At 34.3% G+C, this 25,678-nt stretch carries 27 protein-coding genes and 1 tRNA gene; 19 read left to right on the top strand and 9 right to left on the bottom strand.

All coding sequences use genetic code 11. The annotated features are described in order from the left end of the window. Positions 1 to 133 precede the first annotated feature (133 nt). Positions 134 to 547 (bottom strand): DUF1842 domain-containing protein, encoded by a 414-nt coding sequence (locus tag IRZ78_RS13860; protein ID WP_194617125.1) that lies wholly within the window; start codon positions 545 to 547, stop codon positions 134 to 136. Positions 548 to 898: 351 nt separating this feature from the next. On the opposite strand from IRZ78_RS13860, the gene IRZ78_RS13855 reads away from it, so the two are divergent. The 8 genes from IRZ78_RS13855 to IRZ78_RS13820 all read left to right on the top strand — a co-directional run bounded on the left by IRZ78_RS13855 (position 899) and on the right by IRZ78_RS13820 (position 5,119). Continuing rightward, positions 899 to 1,402, top strand: coding sequence for a MarR family transcriptional regulator (locus IRZ78_RS13855; protein WP_194617124.1), 504 nt, complete (start codon positions 899 to 901; stop codon positions 1,400 to 1,402). A gap of 55 nt (positions 1,403 to 1,457) precedes the next feature. Next, complete coding sequence (locus IRZ78_RS13850) at positions 1,458 to 1,796, top strand: hypothetical protein (protein WP_194617123.1); 339 nt, start codon at positions 1,458 to 1,460, stop codon at positions 1,794 to 1,796. Continuing rightward, the gene (locus IRZ78_RS13845) at positions 1,793 to 2,530 is read left to right on the top strand and encodes a DUF2071 domain-containing protein (protein WP_194617122.1); all 738 of its coding nucleotides are present in this window, start codon (positions 1,793 to 1,795) and stop codon (positions 2,528 to 2,530) included. Before IRZ78_RS13850 ends, IRZ78_RS13845 begins: the two co-directional genes overlap by 4 nt. Before the next feature lie 35 nt (positions 2,531 to 2,565). Then, on the top strand, positions 2,566 to 2,913 hold the full coding sequence (locus tag IRZ78_RS13840) for a hypothetical protein (RefSeq protein WP_194617121.1): 348 nt from the start codon (positions 2,566 to 2,568) through the stop codon (positions 2,911 to 2,913). Positions 2,914 to 2,931: 18 nt separating this feature from the next. Next, complete coding sequence (locus IRZ78_RS13835) at positions 2,932 to 3,318, top strand: hypothetical protein (protein ID WP_194617120.1); 387 nt, start codon at positions 2,932 to 2,934, stop codon at positions 3,316 to 3,318. A gap of 109 nt (positions 3,319 to 3,427) precedes the next feature. Beyond that, on the top strand, positions 3,428 to 4,336 hold the full coding sequence (locus IRZ78_RS13830) for a TIGR01777 family oxidoreductase (protein WP_194617119.1): 909 nt from the start codon (positions 3,428 to 3,430) through the stop codon (positions 4,334 to 4,336). Between the two features lie 140 nt (positions 4,337 to 4,476). Further along, the gene (locus IRZ78_RS13825) at positions 4,477 to 4,947 is read left to right on the top strand and encodes an SRPBCC family protein (protein ID WP_194617118.1); all 471 of its coding nucleotides are present in this window, start codon (positions 4,477 to 4,479) and stop codon (positions 4,945 to 4,947) included. After that, positions 4,937 to 5,119: a DUF1090 family protein gene (locus IRZ78_RS13820; RefSeq protein WP_194617117.1), complete on the top strand. Its 183-nt coding sequence runs from the start codon at positions 4,937 to 4,939 to the stop codon at positions 5,117 to 5,119. Before IRZ78_RS13825 ends, IRZ78_RS13820 begins: the two co-directional genes overlap by 11 nt. A 370-nt stretch (positions 5,120 to 5,489) precedes the next feature. On the opposite strand, the gene IRZ78_RS13815 is transcribed toward IRZ78_RS13820, so the two are convergent. Next, positions 5,490 to 6,296: a hypothetical protein gene (locus tag IRZ78_RS13815; RefSeq protein WP_194617116.1), complete on the bottom strand. Its 807-nt coding sequence runs from the start codon at positions 6,294 to 6,296 to the stop codon at positions 5,490 to 5,492. Positions 6,297 to 6,517: 221 nt separating this feature from the next. On the opposite strand from IRZ78_RS13815, the gene gcvP reads away from it, so the two are divergent. The 6 genes from gcvP to IRZ78_RS13785 all read left to right on the top strand — a co-directional run bounded on the left by gcvP (position 6,518) and on the right by IRZ78_RS13785 (position 14,468). Beyond that, a complete protein-coding gene (gcvP, locus tag IRZ78_RS13810; protein WP_194617115.1) occupies positions 6,518 to 9,367 on the top strand; it encodes an aminomethyl-transferring glycine dehydrogenase in 2,850 nt (949 codons plus the stop codon). Between the two features lie 813 nt (positions 9,368 to 10,180). After that, positions 10,181 to 11,239 (top strand): ketoacyl-ACP synthase III, encoded by a 1,059-nt coding sequence (locus tag IRZ78_RS13805; RefSeq protein WP_194617114.1) that lies wholly within the window; start codon positions 10,181 to 10,183, stop codon positions 11,237 to 11,239. A 169-nt stretch (positions 11,240 to 11,408) separates the two neighbouring features. Beyond that, a complete protein-coding gene (locus IRZ78_RS13800) occupies positions 11,409 to 11,936 on the top strand; it encodes a methyltransferase (protein ID WP_173972579.1) in 528 nt (175 codons plus the stop codon). Between the two features lie 97 nt (positions 11,937 to 12,033). Then, a complete protein-coding gene (locus tag IRZ78_RS13795; protein WP_194617113.1) occupies positions 12,034 to 12,882 on the top strand; it encodes a glycosyltransferase family A protein in 849 nt (282 codons plus the stop codon). A 78-nt stretch (positions 12,883 to 12,960) separates the two neighbouring features. Beyond that, the gene (locus IRZ78_RS13790; RefSeq protein ID WP_194617112.1) at positions 12,961 to 13,707 is read left to right on the top strand and encodes an ABC transporter permease; all 747 of its coding nucleotides are present in this window, start codon (positions 12,961 to 12,963) and stop codon (positions 13,705 to 13,707) included. After that, the gene (locus IRZ78_RS13785) at positions 13,707 to 14,468 is read left to right on the top strand and encodes an ATP-binding cassette domain-containing protein (RefSeq protein ID WP_194617111.1); all 762 of its coding nucleotides are present in this window, start codon (positions 13,707 to 13,709) and stop codon (positions 14,466 to 14,468) included. Before IRZ78_RS13790 ends, IRZ78_RS13785 begins: the two co-directional genes overlap by 1 nt. Before the next feature lie 153 nt (positions 14,469 to 14,621). Here IRZ78_RS13785 and IRZ78_RS13780 read toward each other — a convergent pair whose 3' ends face one another. The 4 genes from IRZ78_RS13780 to IRZ78_RS13765 form a co-directional block, all read right to left on the bottom strand. Further along, positions 14,622 to 15,224 carry a SprT-like domain-containing protein gene (locus IRZ78_RS13780; protein ID WP_194617110.1) on the bottom strand — a complete coding sequence of 201 codons (603 nt, stop codon included), beginning with the start codon at positions 15,222 to 15,224 and terminating at the stop codon, positions 14,622 to 14,624. A gap of 88 nt (positions 15,225 to 15,312) precedes the next feature. After that, on the bottom strand, positions 15,313 to 15,990 hold the full coding sequence (locus IRZ78_RS13775) for an SDR family NAD(P)-dependent oxidoreductase (protein WP_194617109.1): 678 nt from the start codon (positions 15,988 to 15,990) through the stop codon (positions 15,313 to 15,315). Positions 15,991 to 16,025: 35 nt separating this feature from the next. Then, positions 16,026 to 17,003: a M20/M25/M40 family metallo-hydrolase gene (locus IRZ78_RS13770; RefSeq protein WP_194617108.1), complete on the bottom strand. Its 978-nt coding sequence runs from the start codon at positions 17,001 to 17,003 to the stop codon at positions 16,026 to 16,028. A gap of 140 nt (positions 17,004 to 17,143) precedes the next feature. Continuing rightward, positions 17,144 to 18,286: an acyl-CoA dehydrogenase gene (locus tag IRZ78_RS13765; protein ID WP_072960457.1), complete on the bottom strand. Its 1,143-nt coding sequence runs from the start codon at positions 18,284 to 18,286 to the stop codon at positions 17,144 to 17,146. A gap of 486 nt (positions 18,287 to 18,772) precedes the next feature. Between IRZ78_RS13765 and IRZ78_RS13760 the strand changes: the two genes are divergently transcribed. The 3 genes from IRZ78_RS13760 (at position 18,773) to IRZ78_RS13750 (ending at position 21,932) form a co-directional block, all read left to right on the top strand. Further along, entirely contained in the window at positions 18,773 to 19,348 is a 576-nt protein-coding gene (locus IRZ78_RS13760) for a chalcone isomerase family protein (RefSeq protein ID WP_194617107.1), read from the top strand. Positions 19,349 to 19,494: 146 nt separating this feature from the next. Further along, positions 19,495 to 20,721, top strand: coding sequence for a Glu/Leu/Phe/Val dehydrogenase dimerization domain-containing protein (locus tag IRZ78_RS13755; protein WP_194617106.1), 1,227 nt, complete (start codon positions 19,495 to 19,497; stop codon positions 20,719 to 20,721). A 308-nt stretch (positions 20,722 to 21,029) separates the two neighbouring features. Further along, complete coding sequence (locus IRZ78_RS13750) at positions 21,030 to 21,932, top strand: energy transducer TonB (protein ID WP_194617105.1); 903 nt, start codon at positions 21,030 to 21,032, stop codon at positions 21,930 to 21,932. Positions 21,933 to 22,276: 344 nt separating this feature from the next. Here IRZ78_RS13750 and IRZ78_RS13745 read toward each other — a convergent pair whose 3' ends face one another. Both IRZ78_RS13745 and IRZ78_RS13740 read right to left on the bottom strand, forming a co-directional pair. Continuing rightward, positions 22,277 to 22,672 (bottom strand): biopolymer transporter ExbD, encoded by a 396-nt coding sequence (locus tag IRZ78_RS13745; protein WP_026983008.1) that lies wholly within the window; start codon positions 22,670 to 22,672, stop codon positions 22,277 to 22,279. A 3-nt stretch (positions 22,673 to 22,675) separates the two neighbouring features. Then, positions 22,676 to 23,371 (bottom strand): MotA/TolQ/ExbB proton channel family protein, encoded by a 696-nt coding sequence (locus tag IRZ78_RS13740; RefSeq protein ID WP_194617104.1) that lies wholly within the window; start codon positions 23,369 to 23,371, stop codon positions 22,676 to 22,678. Positions 23,372 to 23,502: 131 nt separating this feature from the next. Between IRZ78_RS13740 and IRZ78_RS13735 the strand changes: the two genes are divergently transcribed. Both IRZ78_RS13735 and IRZ78_RS13730 read left to right on the top strand, forming a co-directional pair. Beyond that, on the top strand, positions 23,503 to 24,729 hold the full coding sequence (locus tag IRZ78_RS13735) for a folylpolyglutamate synthase/dihydrofolate synthase family protein (RefSeq protein WP_194617103.1): 1,227 nt from the start codon (positions 23,503 to 23,505) through the stop codon (positions 24,727 to 24,729). 178 nt (positions 24,730 to 24,907) lie between these two features. After that, positions 24,908 to 24,985: transfer RNA gene (locus IRZ78_RS13730), tRNA-Val, on the top strand. A gap of 205 nt (positions 24,986 to 25,190) precedes the next feature. Here IRZ78_RS13730 and IRZ78_RS13725 read toward each other — a convergent pair. After that, positions 25,191 to 25,658 carry a hypothetical protein gene (locus tag IRZ78_RS13725; RefSeq protein ID WP_194617102.1) on the bottom strand — a complete coding sequence of 156 codons (468 nt, stop codon included), beginning with the start codon at positions 25,656 to 25,658 and terminating at the stop codon, positions 25,191 to 25,193. Positions 25,659 to 25,678: the final 20 nt, after the last annotated feature.

The following is a 25,678-nucleotide window of genomic DNA, read 5'->3' as shown; positions in this document are numbered from 1 at the left end:
TTAAATTGATCAGATAACAGGATTAGTCAATAAAAAAGACCGCCTGAGTCAGGCGATCTTTAAATCAAAACTCTTTTCGAGTCAGGAAATTTTTATTATCCTGTTGAATTTGTTTTTGGGGAGAAATTTATTTCTAAACCAATTCTTCTTTTAAATTTTTTATTGCTGCAACCGGTACATTTTCAACATTATGGTTGAAATATGAAAAACCTCCGGTTCCGTTCCATGCATTATCGATCGCTAAGTGAGCATCAAAATTGGCTAAAAAAGATCCAATTGCAGGAGGAGGAACACTATGAACGTATTGTCCTTGCAGACTAACTACTTTCGTAACATTTCCTATTCCTGTTGCATATATTTTTCCTGTTACCTGAACCACAATATGGCTATCAGGACCTGGTATAGCCTGAGTAATTACTACAGTACCTGAAACTGAATTTTGTGATGGTACTACTACTAAACTAAATGTAGCGATTGGAGCACCTGGTGTTCCAACATTCCCAATTGTGCCTTTTGCTAAATAAGCACCTGCTAATAATTCTGACATAACTTTTTGATTTAGGTTTCCTACTCATAAGGCTTTTCGGGGACGCCTCGTTTTTTTTAGTGGTTTCTGCTCCACCTGATTTGTTAATGCTATTACTTAGTGTTTTAAAAACATCTTAAATAATGCATTTGGGATGATTTCTATTTCAAAACTATATCAAATAAAAAGGCATATTTAATAAAATGATACAGGATGGAAATTATTGGGCATGAATGAGATAATGAATGACACAGAATATTTTTGCACGTAAAAACACCTATTCCTGCTCATTTAAAAAAATTAAATGCAATTATTTTAATCAAACTTTCATTTATTTTCGAAAGTTTAAAAACTTTTACTTACATTTGATCTATGGAATTCAAAGAAGCAAAAAATAAGTTCGTACAAACCTGGGGAGCATTAGGTTCTCAATGGGGAATTAATAAAACAATGGCGCAAATCCATGCTTTATTAATGGTCTCGAACGAGCCTGTTTCTATGGAAGATATTATGGAAGAATTGCAAATTTCCCGCGGCAATACCAGCATGAATTTAAAAGCTTTGATGGATTGGGGAATTGTATATAAAGAATACAAAGCCGGAGAAAGAAGAGAATTTTTTACTGCCGAAAAAGATCTTGACGAATTGGCCGTAAAAATTGCCCGAGAAAGAAGCAAAAGAGAAATTAAACCTGCTCTTAAAATATTAAAGGAAGTTTCTACAATTGATGCCAGTAATTCGGCTGAGGAAAAACATTTTGTAGATCAAACTTCTAAATTGTATGATTTCGTTTTGAAAGCAGATAATATGCTAGATAAAATGACAGAATTCAACGAAAACTGGTTGGGTCGTTTGGTTCTAAAAATAATGAAGTAAAAAAATTTAATTAAAACTTTCATTTTTTTCTGAAAGTTTAAAACACTCAATAACTATGAAAGCTATAAATTATCTTAATTACTTCTTTGTTGGCATGCCAATCTTACTAATTCTAATAGGACTTATTTCTAGTGCAGAAATAGCCTGTTGCGGTCTACTTTCAACAATACTTACCGGTTTATTTCAATTGATTTTCGGAATAAAAATGTTAATCGATGAGCCGCAGGACAAAAACCTTCAAAACTATATAAACGGGGTTATTTTTTTCTTCTTATTGTTGTTTGTGAATGCGTTAATACTTTCATGGGAATTTGTTTACTTAATTTTAGTTACAATACCTCCAATACTTGCAATTTACTTTTCTTATATAACGTTTAAAAAAGCACACCAATGAATTTCTTAAAAGCCGAATGGAAAAACCTAGCACTTTTCAATTATGAAGTTGATGCTAAAATCTTAGAAAAATATGTTCCTGCAGGAACTCAAATAGATCTTTGGAACAACAAATGTTATATAAGCCTGGTTGGTTTTATGTTCAAAAACACCAAAGTTTTAGGATTGAAAGTGCCATTTCATGCAGATTTTGAAGAAGTCAATTTAAGATTCTATGTAAAACGTTTCGGAAACGGCCAATGGAAACGCGGCGTAGTTTTCATCAAAGAAATTGTTCCTAAAAAAGCAATCACTTTTATCGCCAACACTTTGTATCAGGAACATTATGAAACTCAGAAAATGAAACATGAAATTATTGAAGGTGACACAACCAATACTTTCATTTATCAATGGAAGAATCAGGAAAGATGGAACACGATTCAATTAGAAACTAAAAAAGGTTTAACGGAAATTAAAATTGATTCTGAAGCTGAATTTATTACAGAACATTATTTTGGTTATACCAAAATCACAAAAAACCTCACTTTCGAATACGAAGTTCAGCATCCAAGATGGGAGCAATATGAAGTTTTAAATCATGCAATTGAGATTGATTTTGAAAAAACATATGGAGAGGATTTTAAATTCCTTCAAAACATAAAGCCAACTTCAGTTTTTCTTGCGAAAGGTTCCAAAATTACAGTTAAGAATAAAAGAAAATTAGAATCTGTAAAGGATCTGGAGGAAATGGCATAATAAATTCGCGATCATTAATTTATAAATCGGCAATTATGAATCTTAATATTACAGGATATTTTATCTATCTCAGCATAACGATTTTTATCATCTTGAGAGTTGGAAAAATTTGTTACAAAAACGGAAATATTTATGTAGCAGAACTGATTCCTAATCATGCAGATATTTGTCAAAAAATAAATCAGGTTTTGCTTTTAGGCTATTATCTCTTAAATATTGGTTATTGTGCGATGACCCTAATTTCCTGGCAGAAAATCTTATCCTCAACTCAGCTTATAGAAACAATCGGGATAAAAACAGCCATCATAATTTTTATCATTTCAGTTTTGCACTATCTCAACATTATAATTCTAACCAAGTACATTGACAAATTAATCAAATAACACTTAAATTCAAATATCATGGAAACTACAAAAATCTTAATCGGTTACGGCATTTATTTACCAGTTGCTTTATTCCTTACTTATTATGTTTCTAAAACACTTTTTAAAAACGGAAAAATTTTCATGCTGGATATTTTCAAAGGCCGTGAAGAAATTGCCGAAGCAACCAACAGACTTTTTGAAACCGGCTTTTATCTTTTAAATATTGGTTTTGCTTTAATGATTTTACAATTGCAATTAGGACAAGATACTTATCAGGAACTGGTCGAAAGATTGAGCTACAAAATTGGGGGATTTTCTATCTATCTTGGTGTCATGTTATTCTTCAACTTATATTTCTTTTTTAGAGGAAAAAGAAAAGCAAAAGAAGCTCACGAAGAAGAACGATTGGTTTTTAAAGCATAACTTCATATTAAAAAAGTTTGCCACGAATTTCACCAATTTTCACGAACTATATTTTTTTAATTATCAAATTGAAAATTCGTGCAATTCGTGGCTAAAAAATCACTTACAAATGAAAAAACTCATTATTGCCGCCGGAACCGGTTTTCTAGGACAAGTTTTAATTAATCATTTCAAAGATAAATTTGAAGAAATTGTAATTCTGACCCGTGGAAAATCTCAAACAATTGACGGAATAAAATATGTAAACTGGAATGCCAGAAGTTTTTCAGGTTGGGAAAATGAATTGGAAAATGCAACGGTTCTAATAAACCTTGCAGGAAAATCAGTTGATTGTCGTTATACCCAAGAAAACAAAAAAGAAATCTTACTATCCCGAATTGAGAGTACAAAGGTTTTAAACAAAGCCGTTTTGAATTGCAAAAAACCGCCACAACATTGGCTGAATTCATCAACTTCTACAATATATCGTTTTTCTCTGGATAAAGAAATGGGTGAGGTTGACGGAGAAATCGGAAATGATTTTTCTATAAATGTCGCTTTGTCCTGGGAAAAAGCATTCTTTAAAACTGAAACTCCTAATACTTTAAAAACTGCTTTAAGAACTTCAATTGTTTTAGGAAAAAATGGCGGTGCTTTTATTCCGCTTAAAACTTTGGCAAAAATTGGTTTTGGTGGAAAACAAGGTAAAGGAAATCAATTCATCAGTTGGATTCATGAAGAAGATTTTGCCAATGCGGTTGATTTTGTTATTGAGAAAGAAATTACAGGAGTAATTAACGTTGTTTCTCCGAAACCAATTCGCAATGCTGATTTTACAAAGAAACTTAGAAAAGCTGTCGGTTTTCCTTTCGGGATTCCAGTGAATACTTTTCTCCTTAAAATTGGATCTTTCTTTATTCGCACAGAAGCAGAATTGGTTTTGAAAAGCAGAAATGTGATTCCGAAAAGGCTTTTAGAGAATGGGTTTGAATTTAAGTTTGGTGATATTGATGAGGCATTTCGAGATTTAGTACACTAAAACTATCCATACTTTTGTCATCCCGAACGAGGGATCACACACGAAGTTCGACAAAGAATTGTCGATATCCTATGCGGAGTTTCTAGTGTGATCCCTGGTTCCTCGGATGACAAAGATTGCGCAAAAACAAGCTTAAATCAATGACAACAATCAATCTCACAACCAAAATAAAAGCACCAAAACAAACCGTTTTTAATGCTTCGCGAAACATCGATATTCATCAAAAATCTGCAAGTCCTACAAACGAAAAAGCAATTGCCGGTGTAATATCTGGATTAATAAATTTGAACGAAACGGTAACCTGGCGTGGGAAACATTTCGGCTTTTATCTCACACACAAAAGCCGAATTACGGCAATGACTTTCTACGATTATTTTGTGGATGAAATGGAAGAAGGAAAATTCAAATCGTTTAAACACGAACACTTTTTTGCAGAAGAAAACGGAATTACCATAATGAAAGATAAATTACAATATGAAACTCCGTTTGGACTTTTCGGGGAACTTTTCGATATATTATTTTTAGAAAAGCATCTTACTAATTTTCTTCTAGAACGAAATAAAGTTTTGAAAGAAGTCTCAGAAAAAACAGACTTAAAATATGACTTCTGATCTTGACAAAAAGGTAAAAGAAAAACAACAAAAAGTTAAAGAGAAAACTGCTGATTTGAACGAAGCGATTAAAGACAAAGAAAGTCAAGAAAAAATCGATAAAAAAAGAAAGAAATTAAACGAAGCTAAAGCTGATTTGAATAAAGCGTTGGCAGAAGAGAAAACAAAATAATTATTTTGAAATTTTTCTCTCGCAGATTTAGCAGATTGGGCAGATTTTAAAATAATCTCAATAGGCTCCAGCTTTAACTGGAGAAAAATATAATAGAATGTTAGTGGCTTTAGCCAAACTTTATCTTTCGGCTAAACCCAGATTGAATTTCATTTATTACCTCCAGCTAAAGCTGGAGGCTATTCATACAAATGATTAATAAATTTCTCTTGAAAATGAATTTTCTCTTTTTACAGTTTGCGTGAAGGATTGAGGCGGTATTCTTTTATGTAGCGGAGCGGAATAGAAAGATATAGTCGAAAGCCCGGCCCGGAGGGACACGCCTAAAATATTATCATTTAGAAATCCCGATGCATCAACATCGATTTTTTTATAAAAATACAATCATCAACCACCAAAATATCGGAACGCTTTCGACCCAGAAAGAAGTATAATATTTAGATCGGTTTGAGTTTGCGAATAAGATAAACAACATGAGCATGACCACCATAATCAGATTTATAATAAGGTCATGAAAACTGAAAGACAAAATCCCCACAATCCAAAACGGAACTAAAAGCGAAAGCCCTAAAATCTTGGTGCGCTTTATGCCTATGGTTTGGGGAACGGTTTTGAGATGCGGATCGTCATTGGCCAAATCTAAAATTTCGAAAACCAGAATCAGTACAAAAACCAATACAAATCGCTGAATACACTTAATGAAAAAATTGGATGTAAACGGAACTTCTACATTTATATAAGGCAAAACCAAAGTGGCTCCTACCCAACAAAGCGCCACGATATAAATCTTGACACCTGCCCAGTTTCGGGCATTTTTTCTGTTCGGGAAAAAGGGTAAAGTATAAAGTGCGGTGATAGCAAAAATGATAACCGAAACGATTTGTGTAATTCGTTTGAGATGAAAAAAATAATACCCAACTAAAACGAGTGAAATGAGACTTAAAACAGCGATAATTTTCAATTGATTTCCTATTGGTTTTTTCTTCAAACGAACCAAAGTATCATATTTAACAAAATTATACCCCACAATTGTTCCAAAAAAAACGAACAAAGCCATTGGTTCATCATACTGAAGATGAAACACATGAAACGTAACCCGAACCAAAGCATAACAGGATAAAGCCACATGAATACTGCTATTGAGGTAAAAATCGAATATCTGTTTTAGTAGTTTCATTTCTTAAATCTAATCAATTATTAACAAATCAACTCTTTAGTTGTAAATTTCATAAAAATTGAAGTTAAAAATACCTATTAAATTATTAATAATACTTAATTTTGCGCGACAAAAAAACAACACATTTACTATAAAATGTAATAAACCTTGTGTTACACTTGATTAAGTCAAAGACAATACATCGTGAATTGCATTGCCCTTAAAAAATTAGATAGCTACAAATGAGAACAGATGCTTTTGCTTTAAGACACATTGGCCCAAGAGAAACAGATCTTCAACACATGTTACAAACCATTGGGGTTGAATCGATCGAACAACTTGTTTACGAAACCCTTCCGGATGATATTCGTTTAAAAGCACCTTTGAATTTGGATCCTGCAATGACGGAATACGAATTCGCTAATCATATTCAGGAATTAGGAAAGAAAAACAAAGTATTCAAATCATATATTGGTTTGGGTTATCACCCAACTATCGTTCCTGCGCCAATTCAGAGAAATATCTTCGAAAATCCAGGATGGTATACAGCTTACACGCCTTATCAGGCAGAAATTGCTCAAGGTCGTCTTGAAGCAATATTAAATTTCCAGACTACAGTTATTGAACTTACAGGAATGGAAATTGCAAACGCTTCTTTACTTGATGAAGGAACTGCCGCCGCCGAAGCTATGGCTTTGTTATTTGATGTTCGTACTCGTGACCAAAAGAAAAATAACACCAACAAATTCTTCGTTTCTGAAGAAATTTTACCACAAACTTTATCCATACTTCAAACGCGTTCGACTCCTATCGGGATTGAATTAGTTGTTGGAAACCACGAAACTTTTAATTTCTCAAATGAATTCTTCGGAGCCATTTTACAATATCCGGGAAAATACGGTCAGGTAAACGATTATAGTGCTTTTGTTGCTAAAGCAAAAGAAAACGAAATCAAAGTTGCCTTTGCTGCTGATATTTTATCATTAGCGGCTTTAACTTCTCCGGGAGAAATGGGAGCTGCAGTAGTGGTTGGAACTTCACAACGTTTTGGTGTACCAATGGGTTATGGTGGTCCTCACGCTGCTTTTTTTGCAACTAAAGACGAATACAAACGATCTATGCCAGGTCGTATTATTGGAGTTTCGATCGATGTAAACGGAAACCGCGCTTTACGTATGGCATTAGGAACTCGTGAGCAGCACATTAAACGTGAAAAAGCAACTTCTAATATTTGTACGGCTCAGGTTTTACTTGCAGTTATGGCCGGAATGTATGCGGTTTACCACGGACCAAAAGGATTACAATATATTGCAAACAAAGTTCACGCATCGGCGGTTACTACTGCTGAAGAATTAAATAAATTAGGCGTTTTTCAAACTAATACAGCTTACTTTGATACTATTTTGGTTAAAGCAGATGCTCAAAAAGTAAAAGTGATTGCAGAGAAAAACAAAGTTAACTTCTACTATGTTGATGCAGATACAATTTCTATTTCGTTAAACGAAACGACTTCAATTGCTGACATCAATCAAATTATTGCCATTTTTGCTGAAGCTTTAGGAAAAGAAACTTTCACAGTTGCTGAACTAACTGCTGCAAGTCAATTACCGGCTTCACTACAAAGAACATCACCTTTCTTAACACATGATGTATTCAACAATCATCATTCAGAAAGTCAGATAATGCGTTACATCAAAAAATTAGAGCGTAAAGATTTATCATTGAACCATTCGATGATTTCATTAGGTTCTTGTACGATGAAATTAAACGCAGCTTCAGAAATGTTGCCTTTATCAATGCCTAACTGGAACAGCATTCACCCATTTGCACCAGTAGAACAAGCAGAAGGTTACATCACAATGCTTAAAAAATTAGAGCAGCAACTAAATGTAATTACCGGATTTGCCGGAACAACATTACAGCCAAACTCTGGAGCTCAGGGCGAATATGCAGGGTTAATGGCTATTCGTGCTTATCATTTATCAAGAAACGAAGCTCACCGTAATGTATGTTTAATTCCTTCATCTGCTCACGGAACCAACCCTGCTTCTGCAGCTATGGCCGGAATGAAAATCATCGTTACTAAAACGACTCCTGAAGGAAACATTGACGTAGAGGATTTAAGAGAAAAAGCTATTGAACACAAAGATGACTTATCTTGTTTAATGGTAACATATCCTTCTACTCACGGAGTTTTCGAATCTTCGATTATTGAAATCACTAAATTAATCCACGATAATGGCGGATTAGTATATATGGATGGTGCAAACATGAATGCGCAAGTTGGATTAACAAATCCTGCTACAATTGGAGCCGACGTTTGTCACTTAAACTTACACAAAACATTTGCTATTCCTCATGGTGGTGGTGGACCTGGAGTTGGGCCAATTTGTGTAAACGAAAAACTGGTTCCATTTTTACCAACAAACCCAATTCTTAAAGTAGGCGGAGAACAAGCAATTACAGCTATTTCATCTGCTCCTTACGGATCTGCTTTAGTATGTTTAATTTCTTACGGTTACATCACAATGATGGGAGCTGAAGGATTAAAAAGTGCTACAGAGCATGCTATTTTGAATGCCAACTATATGAAATCCCGTTTCGAAGGACACTACCCAATTCTTTACACAGGAGAATGCGGAAGAGCGGCTCACGAAATGATTTTAGATTGTCGTGCATTTAAAGAAAACGGAATTGAAGTGGGTGATATAGCAAAACGTTTGATGGATTACGGTTTCCACGCTCCTACGGTTTCTTTCCCGGTAGCAGGAACTTTAATGATCGAACCAACTGAATCTGAAGATTTAGCAGAATTAGATCGTTTTTGTGACGCTCTTATTTCAATCAGAAAAGAAATTGAAGTTGCAACAGCCGATGATAAAAACAATGTATTGAAAAATGCACCGCACACATTGGCAATGTTAACAACTGACAATTGGGATTTCCCATACACTAGAGAAAAAGCAGCTTACCCATTAGAGTACATTGCTGAAAATAAATTCTGGCCATCAGTTCGTCGTGTAGATGATGCTTACGGTGACAGAAACTTAGTTTGCAGCTGTGCTCCTATCGAAGCTTACATGGAAAACTAAGAAATAAGTTTTACCTAAAATAAATTTCCAAACCCGACACGTTTTTAAAGCTTGTCGGGTTTATTTTTTGTTTCAAGTTTCAAGTTCAGCAACGTGAAACCAGAGGCTTTCTCAAAATCTACAATCAGAAATCTATAATGTAAAATTTAATCTGGGCGTGCCACCATCCCGGTAAAACAGCTAATTTACTGTACGCTTATTCTCCCTTTTATCGGGATGCTGTCGGGCTATCCAGTCCGCTGCGGCGGATTCCTCCTATCTCAATGTCATTAAGTTAAGATTTTAGAAAATAAAATTATTGCAAATCAAATCCGTTTTTATCCGCGTTTTTACGAAGTAAATCTGTTTTTATCCGCGTCAAAATTAGACGCTGATTTTACTGATTCGCTAAAGCGAAAACGCTGATAAAAACAGATTTTTCTAATTACGTTCTTGATTGAACTGTTAAGTAATTTTATAGATTTTTCCTTAACTTAATGACATCCTCCTATCCTCACGCAAAAACTACATTAACGCCTACAAAACTTCAAAACAAAGCGTAAGGTTTTCTATTTTTTAACACTTTTTGAAACTTCGGTTTTATTTGTAACAAAACATAAAAAAACTTTACAATTTTTCCAAAAAAAAATAAATCAAAAAACAAATCTCAATCGTTTGAAATCTCGGTAAAACTTAAAATTCGTTAGAAAATTAACAATAAATCCCACAAATAATTATTATTTCATAATTATATGCATGCATAGTATTTTTTATGATAGTTATCATGAATTTATTTATACTTTAGCAATAAATTTATCGGATAATTACTGAATAATGAAAATAAAAATAATAGGCATCGGAAGCTATATTCCAAATAAAGAAGTAAGCAATACTGACTTTGGTGATCATGTTTTTTTGAATGAAGACGGAACTCCTTTTGCTTACCCTAACGAAGTTGTAATTAAAAAATTCAAAGGTATTACCGGAATCGAAAATCGCCGTTATGCCGAAGACCAACATACCTCATCTGATTTAGCCTTTTTCGCTGCCGAAAGAGCACTTGAAAATGCTAAAATAGATCGTGAAACCTTAGATTATATCATTTTCGCCCACAATTTTGGCGATGTAAAATCTGGAACCAATCAATCTGACATTTTACCAAGTTTAGCTACTCGTGTAAAAAACAAATTAAATATTAAAAACCCTAAATGTGTCGCTTACGACATTCTTTTTGGATGTCCGGGCTGGATCGAAGGTGTTTTGCAAGCCAACGCTTTTATCAAGTCAGGTATGGCAAAACGTGTTTTGGTAATTGGTGCTGAAACGTTATCAAGAGTTGTAGACGATCACGATCGTGATTCTATGATTTATTCTGATGGTGCCGGTGCTTCAATTCTGGAAGCTTCTGATGATGAAGCAGGTTTACTATCTTACGAAAGTGCCACTTTTGCCAATGATGAAGCCAACTTTTTGTTCTTCGGAAAATCATACAACCCAGATTTAGATCCGGATATTAAATACATCAAAATGTACGGTCGTAAGATCTACGAATTTGCTTTAAGCCAGGTTCCTTGTGCCATGAAAAGCTGTTTAGACAAAAGCGGAATCGGTATTGATGAAGTAAAGAAAATCCTGATTCACCAGGCCAACGAAAAAATGGATGAAGCCATCGTTGCACGTTTCTACAAACTATACGATAAAACTGCACCTGAAAACATTATGCCAATGAGTATTCATGATTTAGGAAACAGCAGCGTTGCAACTGTACCTACTTTATTTGACTTATTGATTCAGGGAAAATTAGAAAATCATGAAATCAACAAAGGAGACGTTGTTATTTTTGCTTCAGTTGGAGCAGGAATGAATGTCAATGCATTTGTTTATAGATATTAATTTATAGTTGCAGTATTCAGTCACAGTTTACAATATGCTGAACTCAATACTGTAAACTGCGACTGTAAACTAAAAAAAAGTCCGCATTTTAAAATGCGGACTTTTTAGTATATTTGCGACCTAATTATAAAATCAAGAACGAGAGATTGTTTCGTTCCTCGCAACGACTATGTACGAAAAAACGTTTCCGAATAAAAGATTCAAACTTACCTTAGAGTTTTTACAAAAACACGTTAAAACATCAGAAACCATTTTTGATTTTGGTGTACCAAATCCATTCTCAAAAATAATGGAAGAAAACGGTTATACCGTAAAAAACACCAAAGGCGAAGATTTAGACAACGATCAAACAGCTTTACAAACAGAAGACTATACTGTTTTTACTGCATTTGAAATTTTCGAACACCTGCTAAATCCGTACACCATTCTACAAAATGTAAAGTGTGATAAATTATTAATTTCAATTCCGTTACGTTTATGGTTTTCTCCGGCATATCGTTCTAAAACAGATATGTGGGACAGACATTACCACGAATTTGAAGACTGGCAATTAGACTGGCTTTTAGAAAAAACAGGCTGGAAAATAACGGATCGCCAAAAATTCACCCATCCGGTAAAAAAGTTTGGCTTCAGACCATTACTAAGATATTTCACTCCAAGATATTATATTGTGGTAGCTGAAAAGATAAAAGCATAAAACAAATTCCAATATTTAAATTCCAAATTCCAATTTGAACCTAACCGGTAAGATTGGAATTTGGAATTTAAAAAGATTGGGATTTAATTTGACAAACATGAAATATTACATCGTTATTCCCGCGCACAACGAGCAAAATCTAATCGGTCTGACTTTGCAATCTTTGGTTTCGCAAACTGTTTTGCCATCAAAAGTAGTGGTTGTAAACGACAACTCGACTGATAAAACCGAAGAAGTGGTTTTGAGTTTTGCCAAGGACAATCCGTTCATTTCTGTTGTAAATAAAACTTCAGATGCGATTCATATGCCGGGAAGCAAAGTAATTCAGGCTTTCCAGAAAGGTTTCGAAACACTGGATTCGGATTATGATATTATTGTAAAAATAGACGGTGATTTAATTTTTCCTCCTAATTATTTTGAAACGATAATTAAACATTTTGAATCTGATCCTAAAATTGGAATGGTCGGAGGATTTTGTTACATCGAAAAAAATGGCGACTGGATATTAGAAAACCTAACCGATAAAGATCATATTCGTGGCGCACTGAAAGCATATCGTACAGCAACTTACAAGCAAATTGGAGGTTTAAGACCCGCTATGGGCTGGGACACGGTAGACGAATTACTTTGTAAATATTATGATTGGAAAATCGTTACCGACGAATCTTTACATGTAAAACACCTTAAACCAACAGGTGCAAATTACAACAAAACAGCACGTTATAAACAAGGAGAAGCTTTTTATACGTTAGGATACGGTTTTTGGATTACCGCAATTGCATCGGCAAAACTGGCGATGATGAAAAAAAAACCATTTTTATTTTTAGACTATATAAGAGGATTCTGGAAAGCAAAAAAAGCAAAAACACCTCTATTAGTTACACCCGAACAAGCTAAATTTATAAGAAATTATCGTTTTCAGAAAATGAAACAAAAGCTTTTTTAGTTTTTAAAACTTAAAAAACTGTAAACTCAAACTGTAAACTGTAAACTAATCCTTAATTTAGCCAATATTACTAAAATTATGATGCTAATCCGTTATATATCTCAACTAGGAAGATATTTTTTAATGCTGAAAGAAATTTTTAACAAACAGACGAAATGGTCTGTGATGAAAAAATTGATTTTTAAAGAAATCGACGATTTAATAATCGACTCTCTTGGCATTGTTTGCTTTATCTCTTTTTTTATTGGAGGAGTTGTTGCCATTCAAACCGCGTTAAACTTAACTAATCCATTAATTCCAAAATATTTAATTGGATTTGCTACACGTCAATCGGTGATTTTAGAGTTTGCTCCAACTTTTATTTCGGTAATTATGGCCGGAAAAATGGGATCTTACATCACATCAAGTATTGGTACAATGCGTGTTACAGAACAGATTGATGCCTTAGAAGTTATGGGTGTTAACTCATTAAACTACTTAGTTTTCCCAAAAATAATAGCTTTATTAATGTATCCTTTTGTAATTGGTATTAGTATGTTCCTTGGGATTTTTGGAGGATGGCTTGCTTGTGCTTATGGAGGATTTTCAACCAGTGAAGATTTTATTCAGGGTGCTCAAATGGAGTTTATTCCTTTTCATATCACTTATGCTTTTATTAAAACTTTAATATTCGCAATGTTATTGGCTACAATCCCGTCTTTTCACGGATATTACATGAAAGGTGGCGCACTAGAAGTTGGTAAAGCAAGTACAGTTTCATTTGTATGGACCTCTGTTTGTATCATTCTTTTTAATTATATATTAACTCAATTATTATTAGGATAATGATCGAAGTAAAAAACATAGAAAAATCATTTGGTGACAGTAAAGTTTTAAAAGGCGTTTCGACGGTTTTTGAAACTGGAAAAACCAACTTGATTATTGGACAAAGTGGATCGGGAAAAACGGTTTTATTAAAAACCTTATTAGGAATTCATACTCCAGATTCAGGAACAATTGAATTTGACGGTCGTATTTATTCTGAATTAAACCCTGACGAAAAACGAGAATTAAGAACTGAAATTGGAATGGTTTTTCAGGGAAGTGCTTTATTTGACTCCATGACTGTTGAAGAAAATGTCGCTTTCCCATTAAAAATGTTCACCAACGATAACAAAGCTAAAATTCAGGAACGTGTTGATTTTGTGTTAGAAAGAGTAAATCTTGTTGACGCGCATAAAAAATTACCTTCTGAAATTTCTGGTGGTATGCAAAAACGTGTGGCGATTGCCCGTGCGATTGTAAACAATCCGAAATATTTATTTTGTGACGAACCTAACTCAGGTTTAGACCCGAACACCTCAACTTTGATCGATAACCTGATTAAAGAAATCACCGAAGAATACAATATCACTACGGTAATCAATACGCACGATATGAATTCGGTAATGGAAATTGGTGAGAATATTGTTTTCCTAAAAAAAGGTGTAAAAGCCTGGCAGGGAACTAAAGAAGAAATCTTTAGAACCGATAACAAAGATATTGTGAAGTTTGTTTACTCTTCGAACCTATTTAAAAAAGTGAGAGAAGCATATCTTAAGGGATAAAAATTCCAATATTTTAAATTCCAATTCTGGAAGAACTCAATAAAAAAATTCCAAATTCCAACTGCATCAGTATTGGAATTTGGAATTTTTTATTTGGAATTTCCTCTCTACGGTTGGAATTTGGAATTTAAAATATTAGAATTTTCATCAGGCTTAATGATGGTTTATCAATTCTACCTCAGCATTTGGGTTAAAAAGATACGTTCTTCCTGAACTGATTTCGATACATTCAAAACGTTTTGTTCTCACAGCTAGTTTCTTGAATACTTTTCCGTTTTTAATTCTGAATACACTTCCGTACGGAATTTCAAAAACATAGTTTTTATCGTTTTGCGCGTCATATTGCTTTAAAGCCAAAGACAAAGTAGTATCAGTGTCACTACTCGCAGATGGGTTCTTAAAATGCCTTGCTAATAAAGGCAATAATTGACTTGGGAAAATCTCCGGACGGATAAAAGGAACCATCATACGCTGAAAGGTAAGTTTCCATTCATTTCCGTGTGGCTTTATATTTCGTCCAAACCTTTCAAACGCAACTAAATGCGAAATCTCATGAATCAACGTAATCAAAAAACGGTATTTATTTAAACTGGCATTTACCGTGATCTCATGTTTTCCACTCGGTCCTCTCCTATAATCTCCATGACGTGTTTGGCGTTCATTTACGATCTTAAGATGCACCTGATTGGCAACAATCAAATCAAAGACAGGCTTTACAGCATGTTCCGGTATATATCTGGCTAAAGTTTCGTTCAATTTCTTTTTACGTTAAAAGTTATTTGTTAGAAGTTAAAAGTTTAATATTCAGATTTGGAATTTGGAATTTCTAAAATTGGGATTTTAATTAAGGATTAGTAGAAGAAACCTCCAGCACTTTCCCGTTAAAATATTTATTTCCGTTAAGAGTAAAATCATAAATATAAGTTGCCATTCCTTCAGCAGAAATTGGGGCCTGATATCCCGGGAAAGCTTCATTTAGCATTTCAGTCTGAACTGAACCCAGAGCCAGAACATTAAACGAAATTCCCTGTTCCTTATATTCTTCTGCCAATAATTCGGTTAAGGTAATTACAGCACCTTTACTTGAACTATAAGCGGCTAATCCTGCAAATTTAAGACTTCCTCTTACACCACCGATCGAGCTAATTGTAACGACATGACTTCCTTTTTGAAGATACGGCAAACAAATGCGGGTAAGATTCGCCACAGCAAAAACATTCACTTTATAAATACTTTCAAAATCAGCCTGAGTGGTTTCAGCAAAAGGTTTTAATAATAAAGCTCCGGCATTATGCACTACAGCATCGACTTTTTTCCAGGTCGAAGAAAGAAAACTGTCTACTTCCTTCAAAGCAGCTTCATCGGCCAAATCGACTGAAAGGCAAGTGATGTTTTGATGTTCTAAAAGTGTTTGAGGTATTTTTCTGGAAATGGCCAAAACCTGATTTCCGGCATTAGCAAATTGTAATGCTAATTCGTAACCAATTCCTCTGCTGGTTCCGGTAACAATAATATTTTTCATAAGGCAAAAATAAGCAAATCAGATAAAAAGACCGATTATTTATTCATTGTAATTTCTTGAGTTGGCGTAGTAGCAATTTTGGTCACCGCCGGTAAAAATTCCTGAATAAAAGAAGTCATGTGCGGAATGTCCATTAATTTAAATTCATCCGCAACATGGTGATAGAAATCGAAGTTCTCAAAATCAAAAGTACTTATAGACTGACAAGGTTTCCTGAACGCTTCATAAAACGAATAATTATCTGATCTGTAAAACAATTGATACTCGGCTTCTTTTGGTAAAAACCCAATAGTCTTTTTTCCTGTGTATCCATTTATTTTTTCGGCCATATTCGATTTATCAAAACCGGTAATGTAAGCCAGATAATCGCGTTTCATTGGCACACCAATCATTTCGATATTTAGTTGTGCATATAAATTGAAGTTTTGCTTTTGAAGTTCCTGCACTAAACTTTTAGACCCTAACAAACCTTTTTCTTCACCGGCAAAAAACACAAAAAGAATACTGCGTTTATTTGATTTTGTTTCACTAAAATATTTTGCCATTTGTGCAACAGCCGTAACTCCTGAAGCATCATCGTTAGCACCATTATTAATCACATCTTCCTGTTGCTTTTTCTCCAGACCAATATGATCGTAATGCGCACTTAATACCACAAATTCTTTTTTTAGCACAGGATCTGTTCCTTCCAGAACCCCAACAATATTATAGGCGGGAGATTTAAAATTAGTCAGCGTATCACGATACGAGGAAAAATAAGGTTTTACATTATTCTTCTTAAAAAAATCTTCTAGAAACACTGCTGCTTTTTCGATTCCTTTTGTACCGGTTTCACGACCTTCTAATTCATCCGAAGAAAGATATTTTAGAAAGTCAGACACTTCGGCCTCATTTATTTTATAGGTAATTTCAAGTGGTTCCGAAATTGATTTTGACTCTTTTTCGCTTACTGTTGTTGTATTCGACTTACAGGCTAACAAAGCAAACAGAAGAAGGAAGTATAGCTTTTTCATAAAAATAAAACTGAATTAATAGCTGAGTTATTGGTTTAAAAGTATAATATTCCGAAAATTAAAAAAATTATCCATAAAAAAACCCTTTCGATGCTAAAAAAGCTGAAAGGGTATTTTTTTATAATAAAGGGAAATTAAATTTATCCTGCAATTACAGATCTTGAAATTACAATTTTCTGAATTTCAGAAGTTCCTTCATAGATCTGAGTAATTTTTGCATCACGCATAAAACGCTCTACATGGTATTCTTTTACATAACCATTTCCTCCGTGAATCTGAACCGCTTCAACCGCAGTATCCATTGCCACTTGCGAAGCAAATAATTTTGCCATTGCACCGCTTACATCGTAGTTTTTATGCTGGTCTTTATCCCAAGCCGCTTTCATACACAAATGACGTGCTGCTTCAATATTCACCGCCATATCTGCCAGTTTAAAAGCAATTGCCTGATGATTGCAAATTTCTGTTCCAAAAGCTTTACGTTCTTTCGAATATTTCAAAGCCAACTCATAAGCTCCCGAAGCAATTCCCAAAGCCTGAGATGCAATCCCGATACGTCCGCCTGCAAGTGTTTTCATCGCAAACTTAAATCCGAAACCGTCTTCTCCAATTCTGTTTTCTTTAGGAACTTTTACATCACTAAACATTAATGAGTGTGTATCAGAACCGCGAATTCCCATTTTTTGTTCTTTTGGACCAATAGAAAAGCCCGGCATATCTTTGGTCATGATCAAAGCATTAATTCCTTTGTGTTTTAATTCAGGATGCGTTTGCGCAATTACCAAATAAACTGATGCTGTATTTCCGTTTGTAATCCAGTTTTTGGTTCCATTTACAATATAGTGATCTCCCATATCTACCGCAGTAGTTTTTTGCGAAGTGGCATCACTGCCTGCTTCCGGCTCACTTAAGCAAAATGCTCCGTGAATTTCTCCAGATGCTAGACCCGGTAAATATTTTTGTTTTTGTTCTTCGGTTCCAAATTCCTGTAAACCCCAACAAACTAATGAATTGTTTACAGACATTACTACAGAAGCTGATGCATCTACTTTCGAGATTTCTTCCATAGCAATAACATATGAAATCGCATCCAGACCGCTACCTCCGTATTTAGGATCAACCATCATTCCCATGAATCCTAGTTGTCCCATTTTTTTTACTTGCTCAGTCGGAAAAATTTGTTTTTCGTCACGTTCAATAACGCCCGGTAACAATTCATTTTGAGCAAAATCTCTGGCAGCTTGTTGAATCATTAAATGTTCTTCGGTCAGATTGAAATCCATAGTTATATTGTTTTATTATTTCCCCTAAACCAAATTTTAAAAATTTTGCTTAGCTGATGGTTACTTTTGTTTTTTTGAATTGTTTTATTTCCTTAAAAAAGGCTTTCAAAGATAATTTTTAAATGTGGAATTAACAATGCGTGCATATAAATTTAATAGATTTGCAACAATTACGATATCGTTTTCGTAATAATTATGAAATTTAGCAATACAGACGCTAAGTTTGCAACGTTTTCTGTAAAATTGAAGAATATAATTACAGCTAAAAATAAGGTAACACATGAATCTTTGGCTCATTTACCAGAGCAAAAAGATTAAACAAGTCATAAAACACGTAAATCTACGTAAAACAAGTCTTACTAATTTGATTATTAATTAAATACGATAAAAAAACTTGACTACCCCAAGAAAAAAACTCACGAATAAACGACGTTTAATTGATAAATTAACATTATTTTTGCCTAAAAATTATAAAATTGACAGAACATGAAAAAGATTTTACTACTCCTTACTCTCCTTTTAAGCATACAATTTTCTACCGTTTCTGCCCAAACTCAACTCGAAGTAAATGGCGTTACAGTTCCAAGAAAAATTGAATTTCAAAACAAATCTTTACAGCTTAACGGAGCCGGAGGAAGATCTAAAATGTGGCTCGAAGTTTATGTTCAGGCATTGTATTTATCTCAATTAAGTCAGGATCCTCAATTTATTATTGATAGTGATACTGAGATGGCAATTCGAATTGAGATTACATCATCTATGGTTTCTTCAAACAAATTAACCAAAGCAATGAATACCGGTTTCGAAAAATCGGCAGGAAGTAATCTTGAAGAATTACGACCAAGAATAGAAGATTTTAAAAAACTGCTAAGTGATCCTATTAAAGAAAAAGATGTTTTTGTTTTAGGTTACAATCCGCTTGATCAAACTATAAATGTTTATAAAAATGAAGTTTTGAAAGGAAAGGTTCCCGGATTCGATTTCAAAAAAGCATTGTTCGGAATCTGGCTTTCTAATAAACCAGTAGACGAAACACTAAAAAAACATTTACTGGGAATATAAAAATTCTACTAAATTTTACAGAATATGAAAGCCGAAAACGCATTGTTTTCGGCTTTCTTTTTTTTGTTTGTTAAAATTGCAACAGAATACATTATTCGCATTATTCTATTTTATACTTTTACGCAAACTAAACATATCTCAACAAAATGAAAGATTTATTACAGCAATTTGAAAATAAAGAGCCTGAAATTGTTTTTAACTGGAAAGATTCTGAAACTGAAGCTGAAGGTTGGACTGTTATTAATTCACTTCGCGGAGGAGCTGCAGGTGGAGGAACAAGAATGAGAAAAGGCTTAGATATGAATGAAGTTTTATCATTGGCCAAAACAATGGAAGTGAAATTTTCGGTTTCGGGACCTGCTATTGGAGGAGCCAAATCAGGAATCAATTTTGACCCGAATGATCCTCGTAAAAAAGGGGTGTTACAACGTTGGTACAAAGCGGTTTCTCCTTTATTAAAAAGTTATTACGGAACTGGTGGAGATTTGAATGTAGATGAAATTCACGAAGTAATCCCAATGACAGAAGAATGTGGTGTATGGCATCCGCAGGAAGGTGTTTTTAACGGACATTTTAAACCAACCGAAGCAGATAAAATCAATAGAATTGGTCAATTACGTCAGGGTGTAATTAAGGTTATCGAAAACCCTAAATTCTCTCCGGATGTAACCAGAAAATATACTGTTGCCGATATGATTACAGGTTATGGCGTTGCCGAAGCGGTTCGTCATTTCTACGCGACATACGGCGGAGACATAAAAGGTAAAAAAGCAATCGTACAAGGTTTTGGAAATGTTGGTTCTGCAGCTGCTTTTTACCTTGCTGAAATGGGTGCAAAAGTTATCGGGATTATTGACCGTGATGGTGGATTGATCAAAGAGGAAGGTTTTTCTTTTGAAGAAATAAGAACTTTATTCCTGAATAAAGACGGAAACAAATTAGTGGCCGACAATATGATTCCGTTTGAAGAAATCAACTCAAAAATATGGACCATTGGTGCTGAAATTTTCACGCCTTGCGCTGCATCAAGATTGGTACAACAAACCCAAATTGACAGCCTGATCGCAAATGGACTAGAAGTAATTTCTTGTGGTGCGAATGTTCCTTTTGCTGACAAGGAAATTTTCTTTGGTTCGATCATGGAAGAAGTAGATCATAAAGTAAGTTTGATTCCTGATTTTATTTCGAACTGCGGAATGGCAAGAGTTTTTGCTTATTTTATGGAGAAGAAAGTTCAAATGACAGATGAGGCTATTTTTAATGATACTTCTGAAATTATAAAAAATGCGATTGTAAAAGCTCATGCTTTAAATCCATCAAAAACAAATATTAGTGCAACGGCTTTCGAAATTGCATTGAAACAATTAGTATAATTTTCTTTATACTTTTATTTTAAAACGAGCTAAATTATTTTGCTCGTTTTTTTTATGCCATAGATTATTAAGATTAAAAAGATTTTCAAGCTGTGTAATAAAGTTTTCTCGCAGATTTGGCAGATTGAGCAGATTTTTTCTTTTGAAGAATCAATAAATAGTATATTTTCAAAAATTGACCTGCTAAATCTTCCAAATCTGCGAGAGAAAACAACTCATTACAAAATAGCTGCAGCTCTTTGATTTTAAACAATTTTTACTACTTTTAAACGTTTTTATTATATACTATTACAAAACTCAGAATCAAAATGACTTTTACAGATTCTTCAGATAAAAAGAAATCGCTATTAATATCTACAGCTATTTATGCTGTTTTGTTGCTGCTTTTATTTTTCATTCGTTTTTGGCCTCCTTATAATCCGGAGAACAATGCAGCACTTGCTTCAGGCGGTGGCGGTGGCGGCGTGACGGTTAATTTTGGAGATAGTGATTTAGGATCAGGAGCGAATTATAAGAGTGAAGTTTTAAACATAAAAAACAACGTTAAACAAGCTCCTGCAAAAGCAACTCCAGACGAAGCGATCATAACACAGGAGAATACAAAAGACGATGTGAATGATGTAATAATTCCGGCAAAGGAAAAACCTAAAAAAGCTACTCCAGTTGTAAAACCGCAAGCGAAACCTGTTCCTGAAAAACCAAAAGTTTCTAATTCTACAAACGATGCTTTATCAAGTATTTTAAAAGGATCGAACAAAGGTGGCGATGGCGACGATAAAGCAGCAGGAAATAAAGGAAAAGCTAACGGAAGCTTAGGTTCTAACGGATATTATGGCGCCGGAGGTTCCGGTGGCGGAACTGGCGGTGGAAACGGCACAGGAAATGGAGTTGGTACAGGAAGCGGTTACGGAGCCGGAAGCGGCGGTGGTTCTGGCGGTGGCTCAGGATACTCGTTAGGAACTCGAAAAGCATTATCGAAACCGGCACCAAAATATACCTGCAATGAAGAAGGAAGGGTTGTCGTTGAAATTACAGTCGATCAAAACGGAAAAACGATTAGTGCAACTCCGGGAATAAAAGGTACTACAAATACAGCAAGATGTTTACTTGATCAGGCGAAGATTGCTGCCATGAATACAAAATGGGAACCAGATTCTGATGCGGCTGCCAAACAAGTGGGTAAGATTATTTATAATTTTAGTTTGGATTAAGAAACATGAATTGCACTGATTTACACTAATTGCTGGATTTCGAATATATAAAAAAGGCTTTCTGAATATTTCAGAAAGCCTTTTTTATTCGCTTTTATGTAATCTCGACGCAGGAGAAATCCTTACAATCACATACTCTACTACTTTTTCTTTAATCTTTTTTCTATTTTCTTTCTTCTATTCTCTTTTCTATTCTCTTTCTTCTATTCTCTTTTCTTCCGCGTAAGGGATAGAAGCTGGCTACCGAAGTAGTGCTGATAGCCCGAACGCAATAAAAAAATGGGCAAATCAACGTGATGCTGATTGGCCCATTTTTTTATTGTGGTCACGCCCAAATGATCATTTTACTTGGGACTTGTAGCAATTACAAACTTCAAATTGTTCTTTACTCCTATTTGCAGTACGTCGACTAAATCCTGTACTTGCAGATTAAACGGAATTCTAACTACAACGGTTTGCTCCTTGTCTGCTCCTATTTTTGACATCAGACTCGTTTCGAGATTTTCAAAATCTACGGGTTCTTTGTCGATGTAGAACTTTTTATCTTCGGTAACTGATAAACTGATCAGTTGCTTATTTGTTTTTTCATTTGATTTCGCTTTAGGCAAAGTCATTTTTATAACATTAGGGTTTGCAAGTGTTGAGATAATAAGGAAAAACAACAGCAGGAAAAACATAATATCACTTAATGATGAAGTCGCCACTTCGGCATGAAATCTTCTTTTTCTCTTAATAGACATACCTTATGCTCTTTGAATTATATTTACAAATTCTAATATTTGTTTTTGGATTTTTAAAGCAAAATCATCAATTTTTCCGTTTAGTAAATGGTAAGCACTATAGGCAATAATACCTACGATTAATCCTGAACCTGAACTGATCATTTTTTCGTATAATCCTCCGGAAATGTTTCCGATACTAATGTTTTCTGTAACTGAGATGCTGTAGAAGATTTTGATAACTCCGGAAATGGTCCCGATAAATCCTAAAGTTGGTGCGATACCGGCGATAAGTCCCAGATGCCCCAAACGTCTTTCCATTTCTCCAATTTCGATATCGGCAGCACGGTCCATGTTTGATTCTATTTCTGCAATTGGTCTTCCGATTACGAGAACTCCTTCTTTTAGAATATTTCCTGCAGCGGTATTGCTTCTTTCTACAATTGTTCTTGCCAATTCTATATTACCGGCATTTAGTTTGTCTCCTACATCCTGCATTAATCGTGCATCGATTTTAGAGGCTTTACTTATATATAGATAACGTTCTATAATAACGTAAAAGGTGTAGAATAATAATAGGGCAATTGGGATTAGGAAAAAACCTCCTTTTAAGATAAATCCTAAAACTGAGATTTCGGTATTTGGTGCAATTTTTTCGATAACTACTTTTGATGCGGCGTTTGCAATGGTGTCTGTTTGTAATTGAATAAAACTAAACATATATTAATTCTGGTTTTTAATAATTAATTCTAAAAAATATTTGAAATTTGCAATAAAGATAATTTTCGCTGTAATATAAAACTAAAAAAAACGAAAATTATTTCAATCGACAACTATTTTATCCAAAATACATGAACTATCAGGAAACTACGAATTGGATGTTTAATCAACTCCCGATGTATCAACTTCAGGGCGCCTCTGCATATAAGGAGGATTTGACCAATATTAAACTATTGGCAACGCATCTTGATAACCCTCAAAACAGGTTAAAATGCATTCATGTTGCAGGAACAAACGGCAAGGGATCGACTTCGCATATGCTGGCCTCGGTTTTACAGGAAGCGGGATATAAAGTGGGTTTGTATACTTCGCCTCACTTAAAGGATTTCAGGGAGAGAATTAAAATAAATGGTGAAGAAATTTCGGAAGATTTTGTTTGTGAATTTGTCGCCAAACACAAGGATTTTTTTGAAGCGAATGATATGAGTTTTTTCGAAATGTCGGTTGGTTTGGCTTTTGATTATTTTGCTTCTGAGAAAACAGATATTGCAATTATCGAAGTGGGTCTTGGCGGAAGATTAGACGCTACTAATATTATCACGCCTTTGGTTTCGGTTATTACGAACATCGATTTAGATCATACTCAATTTTTAGGCAATACTCCGTCAGCAATTGCTGGTGAAAAGGCCGGAATTATTAAACCTAATGTTCCTGTTGTTATTGGTGAATATACGAATGAAACTCAGCCTGTATTTTTGGCTAAAGCCGAAGAAAACAAAGCGACTATATATTTTGCTGCTGATTTAATTGCTGAAGTTTTCCCTTCGGATTTAATTGGGGATTACCAATTTCATAATAAGAAAACGGTTCAGGAAACTATTGCTGTTTTGAATTCTCAAAATGAATTTAAGGTTTCTGATGAAAGTCTGAAATCTGGTTTATTGAAGGTGGTAAAAAATACGGGCTTACAAGGAAGATGGCAGCAATTGGGCGAAAATCCGAAAATCATTTGCGACACGGCACATAACAAACATGGTTTGGCGGTTGTGATGAATCAGATTCAAAAAGAAACTTTTGATCGTTTACATATTGTTTTGGGAGTTGTAAACGACAAAGACCTGGATGCTATTTTGCCTCTTTTTCCTAAAAATGGACACTACTATTTCTGCAGGCCTGATTCGTCGAGAGGTTTAGACACTGAAATCCTGAAAGAAGCGGCTAAAAAACATGATTTATTAGGAGAGAAATACGATTCTGTAGCCGAAGCTTTCACTGCTGCGAAGCAAAACGCCACAGAAAATGATTTTATCTATGTTGGCGGAAGCACTTTTGTTGTTGCCGAATTGCCATTAAACTAACGGAATTTTAAATTGTCTGAAAAAGACTAAAAAAACTTCTTTTATAATAAATTCAATTACAACGAGATAGAAAAAACTTTAAAAAAACTTTAAATTTTTAGCGGGTTTTGTTTGCAGAACTGAAAAAGTGCCTTATATTTGCACTCGCAATCACAAACGATAGCAACCTAGTAAAATAGGGCGATTAGCTCAGCTGGTTCAGAGCACCTCGTTTACACCGAGGGGGTCGGGGGTTCGAACCCCTCATCGCCCACCAATTTTAAGCAACCTCTAAAGTCTTTTGATTTTAGAGGTTTTTTATGGTTCGAAAAAACTTCACTTTTCTGCGTCCATCTGTGATCCCTTAATTTTGGGATCAAACGCAAAGTTTGGGGATTAGGCAAAAAGATTAGATAATCTGAATAAGAAGAAATCTAGAAATATACTAAATTTAGTAAAAACACAAAATTCTCAAAGCTTTGTTATTTTTTCTCTTTTACCTGAATAATTTCACTTTTTATGGAATCATTCGGTTTTAGTGTATCCTTTTCTTTATTAATGATTTCATTATCACTAATTGTATCATTATCGATTACTGCTGGCTCTCCATCTATTACTGCTTTTCCCATACAGCTTGATAAAGAAAAAAGAAGACTCAAGGAAAACAAGACTAATTTCTTAATTGGTTTAATCCTAATTCTGCTCACTCTATTTCTCAAGTTATCATATTTGAAACTATTGTCATTCTTAATTTGATCAAACTTAAAATGGCCACAAATACTTTCTTTTCCTGAGTTTTCAATCAAATAATTTTTAATTTCAATATTCTCCATTTTCGTAAAATCAATTACTGTTTTACTACAAGAATTACAAAATCTGCCCTCTTTATTTGGTATCATTGAATTCCAATTTTGACTGCAGGGTTTTGGGATAATAATTTTATTTTCCATTTGATTAAAGAATTATTAAT

Origin of the sequence: Flavobacterium sp. CSZ (assembly GCF_015350725.1) — a bacterium.
Lineage (GTDB): Bacteria > Bacteroidota > Bacteroidia > Flavobacteriales > Flavobacteriaceae > Flavobacterium.
This window is presented reverse-complemented; position numbering and strand designations above follow the sequence as displayed.

Bases quoted from the DNA above. Each gene is read 5' to 3' on its own strand.
- IRZ78_RS13740 (WP_194617104.1), bottom strand. From the start codon at position 23,371: ATGTTTAGTTTTATTCAATTACAAACAGACACCATTGCAAACGCCGCA.
- IRZ78_RS13765 (WP_072960457.1), bottom strand. From the start codon at position 18,286: ATGGATTTCAATCTGACCGAAGAACATTTAATGATTCAACAAGCTGCC.
- IRZ78_RS13860 (WP_194617125.1), bottom strand. From the start codon at position 547: ATGTCAGAATTATTAGCAGGTGCTTATTTAGCAAAAGGCACAATTGGG.
- IRZ78_RS13775 (WP_194617109.1), bottom strand. From the start codon at position 15,990: ATGAAAAATATTATTGTTACCGGAACCAGCAGAGGAATTGGTTACGAA.
- IRZ78_RS13815 (WP_194617116.1), bottom strand. From the start codon at position 6,296: ATGAAACTACTAAAACAGATATTCGATTTTTACCTCAATAGCAGTATT.
- IRZ78_RS13795 (WP_194617113.1), top strand. From the start codon at position 12,034: ATGAAATATTACATCGTTATTCCCGCGCACAACGAGCAAAATCTAATC.
- IRZ78_RS13845 (WP_194617122.1), top strand. From the start codon at position 1,793: ATGAATTTCTTAAAAGCCGAATGGAAAAACCTAGCACTTTTCAATTAT.
- IRZ78_RS13760 (WP_194617107.1), top strand. From the start codon at position 18,773: ATGAAAAAGATTTTACTACTCCTTACTCTCCTTTTAAGCATACAATTT.
- IRZ78_RS13735 (WP_194617103.1), top strand. From the start codon at position 23,503: ATGAACTATCAGGAAACTACGAATTGGATGTTTAATCAACTCCCGATG.
- IRZ78_RS13855 (WP_194617124.1), top strand. From the start codon at position 899: ATGGAATTCAAAGAAGCAAAAAATAAGTTCGTACAAACCTGGGGAGCA.
- IRZ78_RS13725 (WP_194617102.1), bottom strand. From the start codon at position 25,658: ATGGAAAATAAAATTATTATCCCAAAACCCTGCAGTCAAAATTGGAAT.
- IRZ78_RS13825 (WP_194617118.1), top strand. From the start codon at position 4,477: ATGACAACAATCAATCTCACAACCAAAATAAAAGCACCAAAACAAACC.
- gcvP (WP_194617115.1), top strand. From the start codon at position 6,518: ATGAGAACAGATGCTTTTGCTTTAAGACACATTGGCCCAAGAGAAACA.
- IRZ78_RS13785 (WP_194617111.1), top strand. From the start codon at position 13,707: ATGATCGAAGTAAAAAACATAGAAAAATCATTTGGTGACAGTAAAGTT.
- IRZ78_RS13755 (WP_194617106.1), top strand. From the start codon at position 19,495: ATGAAAGATTTATTACAGCAATTTGAAAATAAAGAGCCTGAAATTGTT.
- IRZ78_RS13830 (WP_194617119.1), top strand. From the start codon at position 3,428: ATGAAAAAACTCATTATTGCCGCCGGAACCGGTTTTCTAGGACAAGTT.
- IRZ78_RS13805 (WP_194617114.1), top strand. From the start codon at position 10,181: ATGAAAATAAAAATAATAGGCATCGGAAGCTATATTCCAAATAAAGAA.
- IRZ78_RS13850 (WP_194617123.1), top strand. From the start codon at position 1,458: ATGAAAGCTATAAATTATCTTAATTACTTCTTTGTTGGCATGCCAATC.
- IRZ78_RS13745 (WP_026983008.1), bottom strand. From the start codon at position 22,672: ATGTCTATTAAGAGAAAAAGAAGATTTCATGCCGAAGTGGCGACTTCA.
- IRZ78_RS13770 (WP_194617108.1), bottom strand. From the start codon at position 17,003: ATGAAAAAGCTATACTTCCTTCTTCTGTTTGCTTTGTTAGCCTGTAAG.
- IRZ78_RS13750 (WP_194617105.1), top strand. From the start codon at position 21,030: ATGACTTTTACAGATTCTTCAGATAAAAAGAAATCGCTATTAATATCT.
- IRZ78_RS13800 (WP_173972579.1), top strand. From the start codon at position 11,409: ATGTACGAAAAAACGTTTCCGAATAAAAGATTCAAACTTACCTTAGAG.
- IRZ78_RS13840 (WP_194617121.1), top strand. From the start codon at position 2,566: ATGAATCTTAATATTACAGGATATTTTATCTATCTCAGCATAACGATT.
- IRZ78_RS13820 (WP_194617117.1), top strand. From the start codon at position 4,937: ATGACTTCTGATCTTGACAAAAAGGTAAAAGAAAAACAACAAAAAGTT.
- IRZ78_RS13835 (WP_194617120.1), top strand. From the start codon at position 2,932: ATGGAAACTACAAAAATCTTAATCGGTTACGGCATTTATTTACCAGTT.
- IRZ78_RS13790 (WP_194617112.1), top strand. From the start codon at position 12,961: ATGATGCTAATCCGTTATATATCTCAACTAGGAAGATATTTTTTAATG.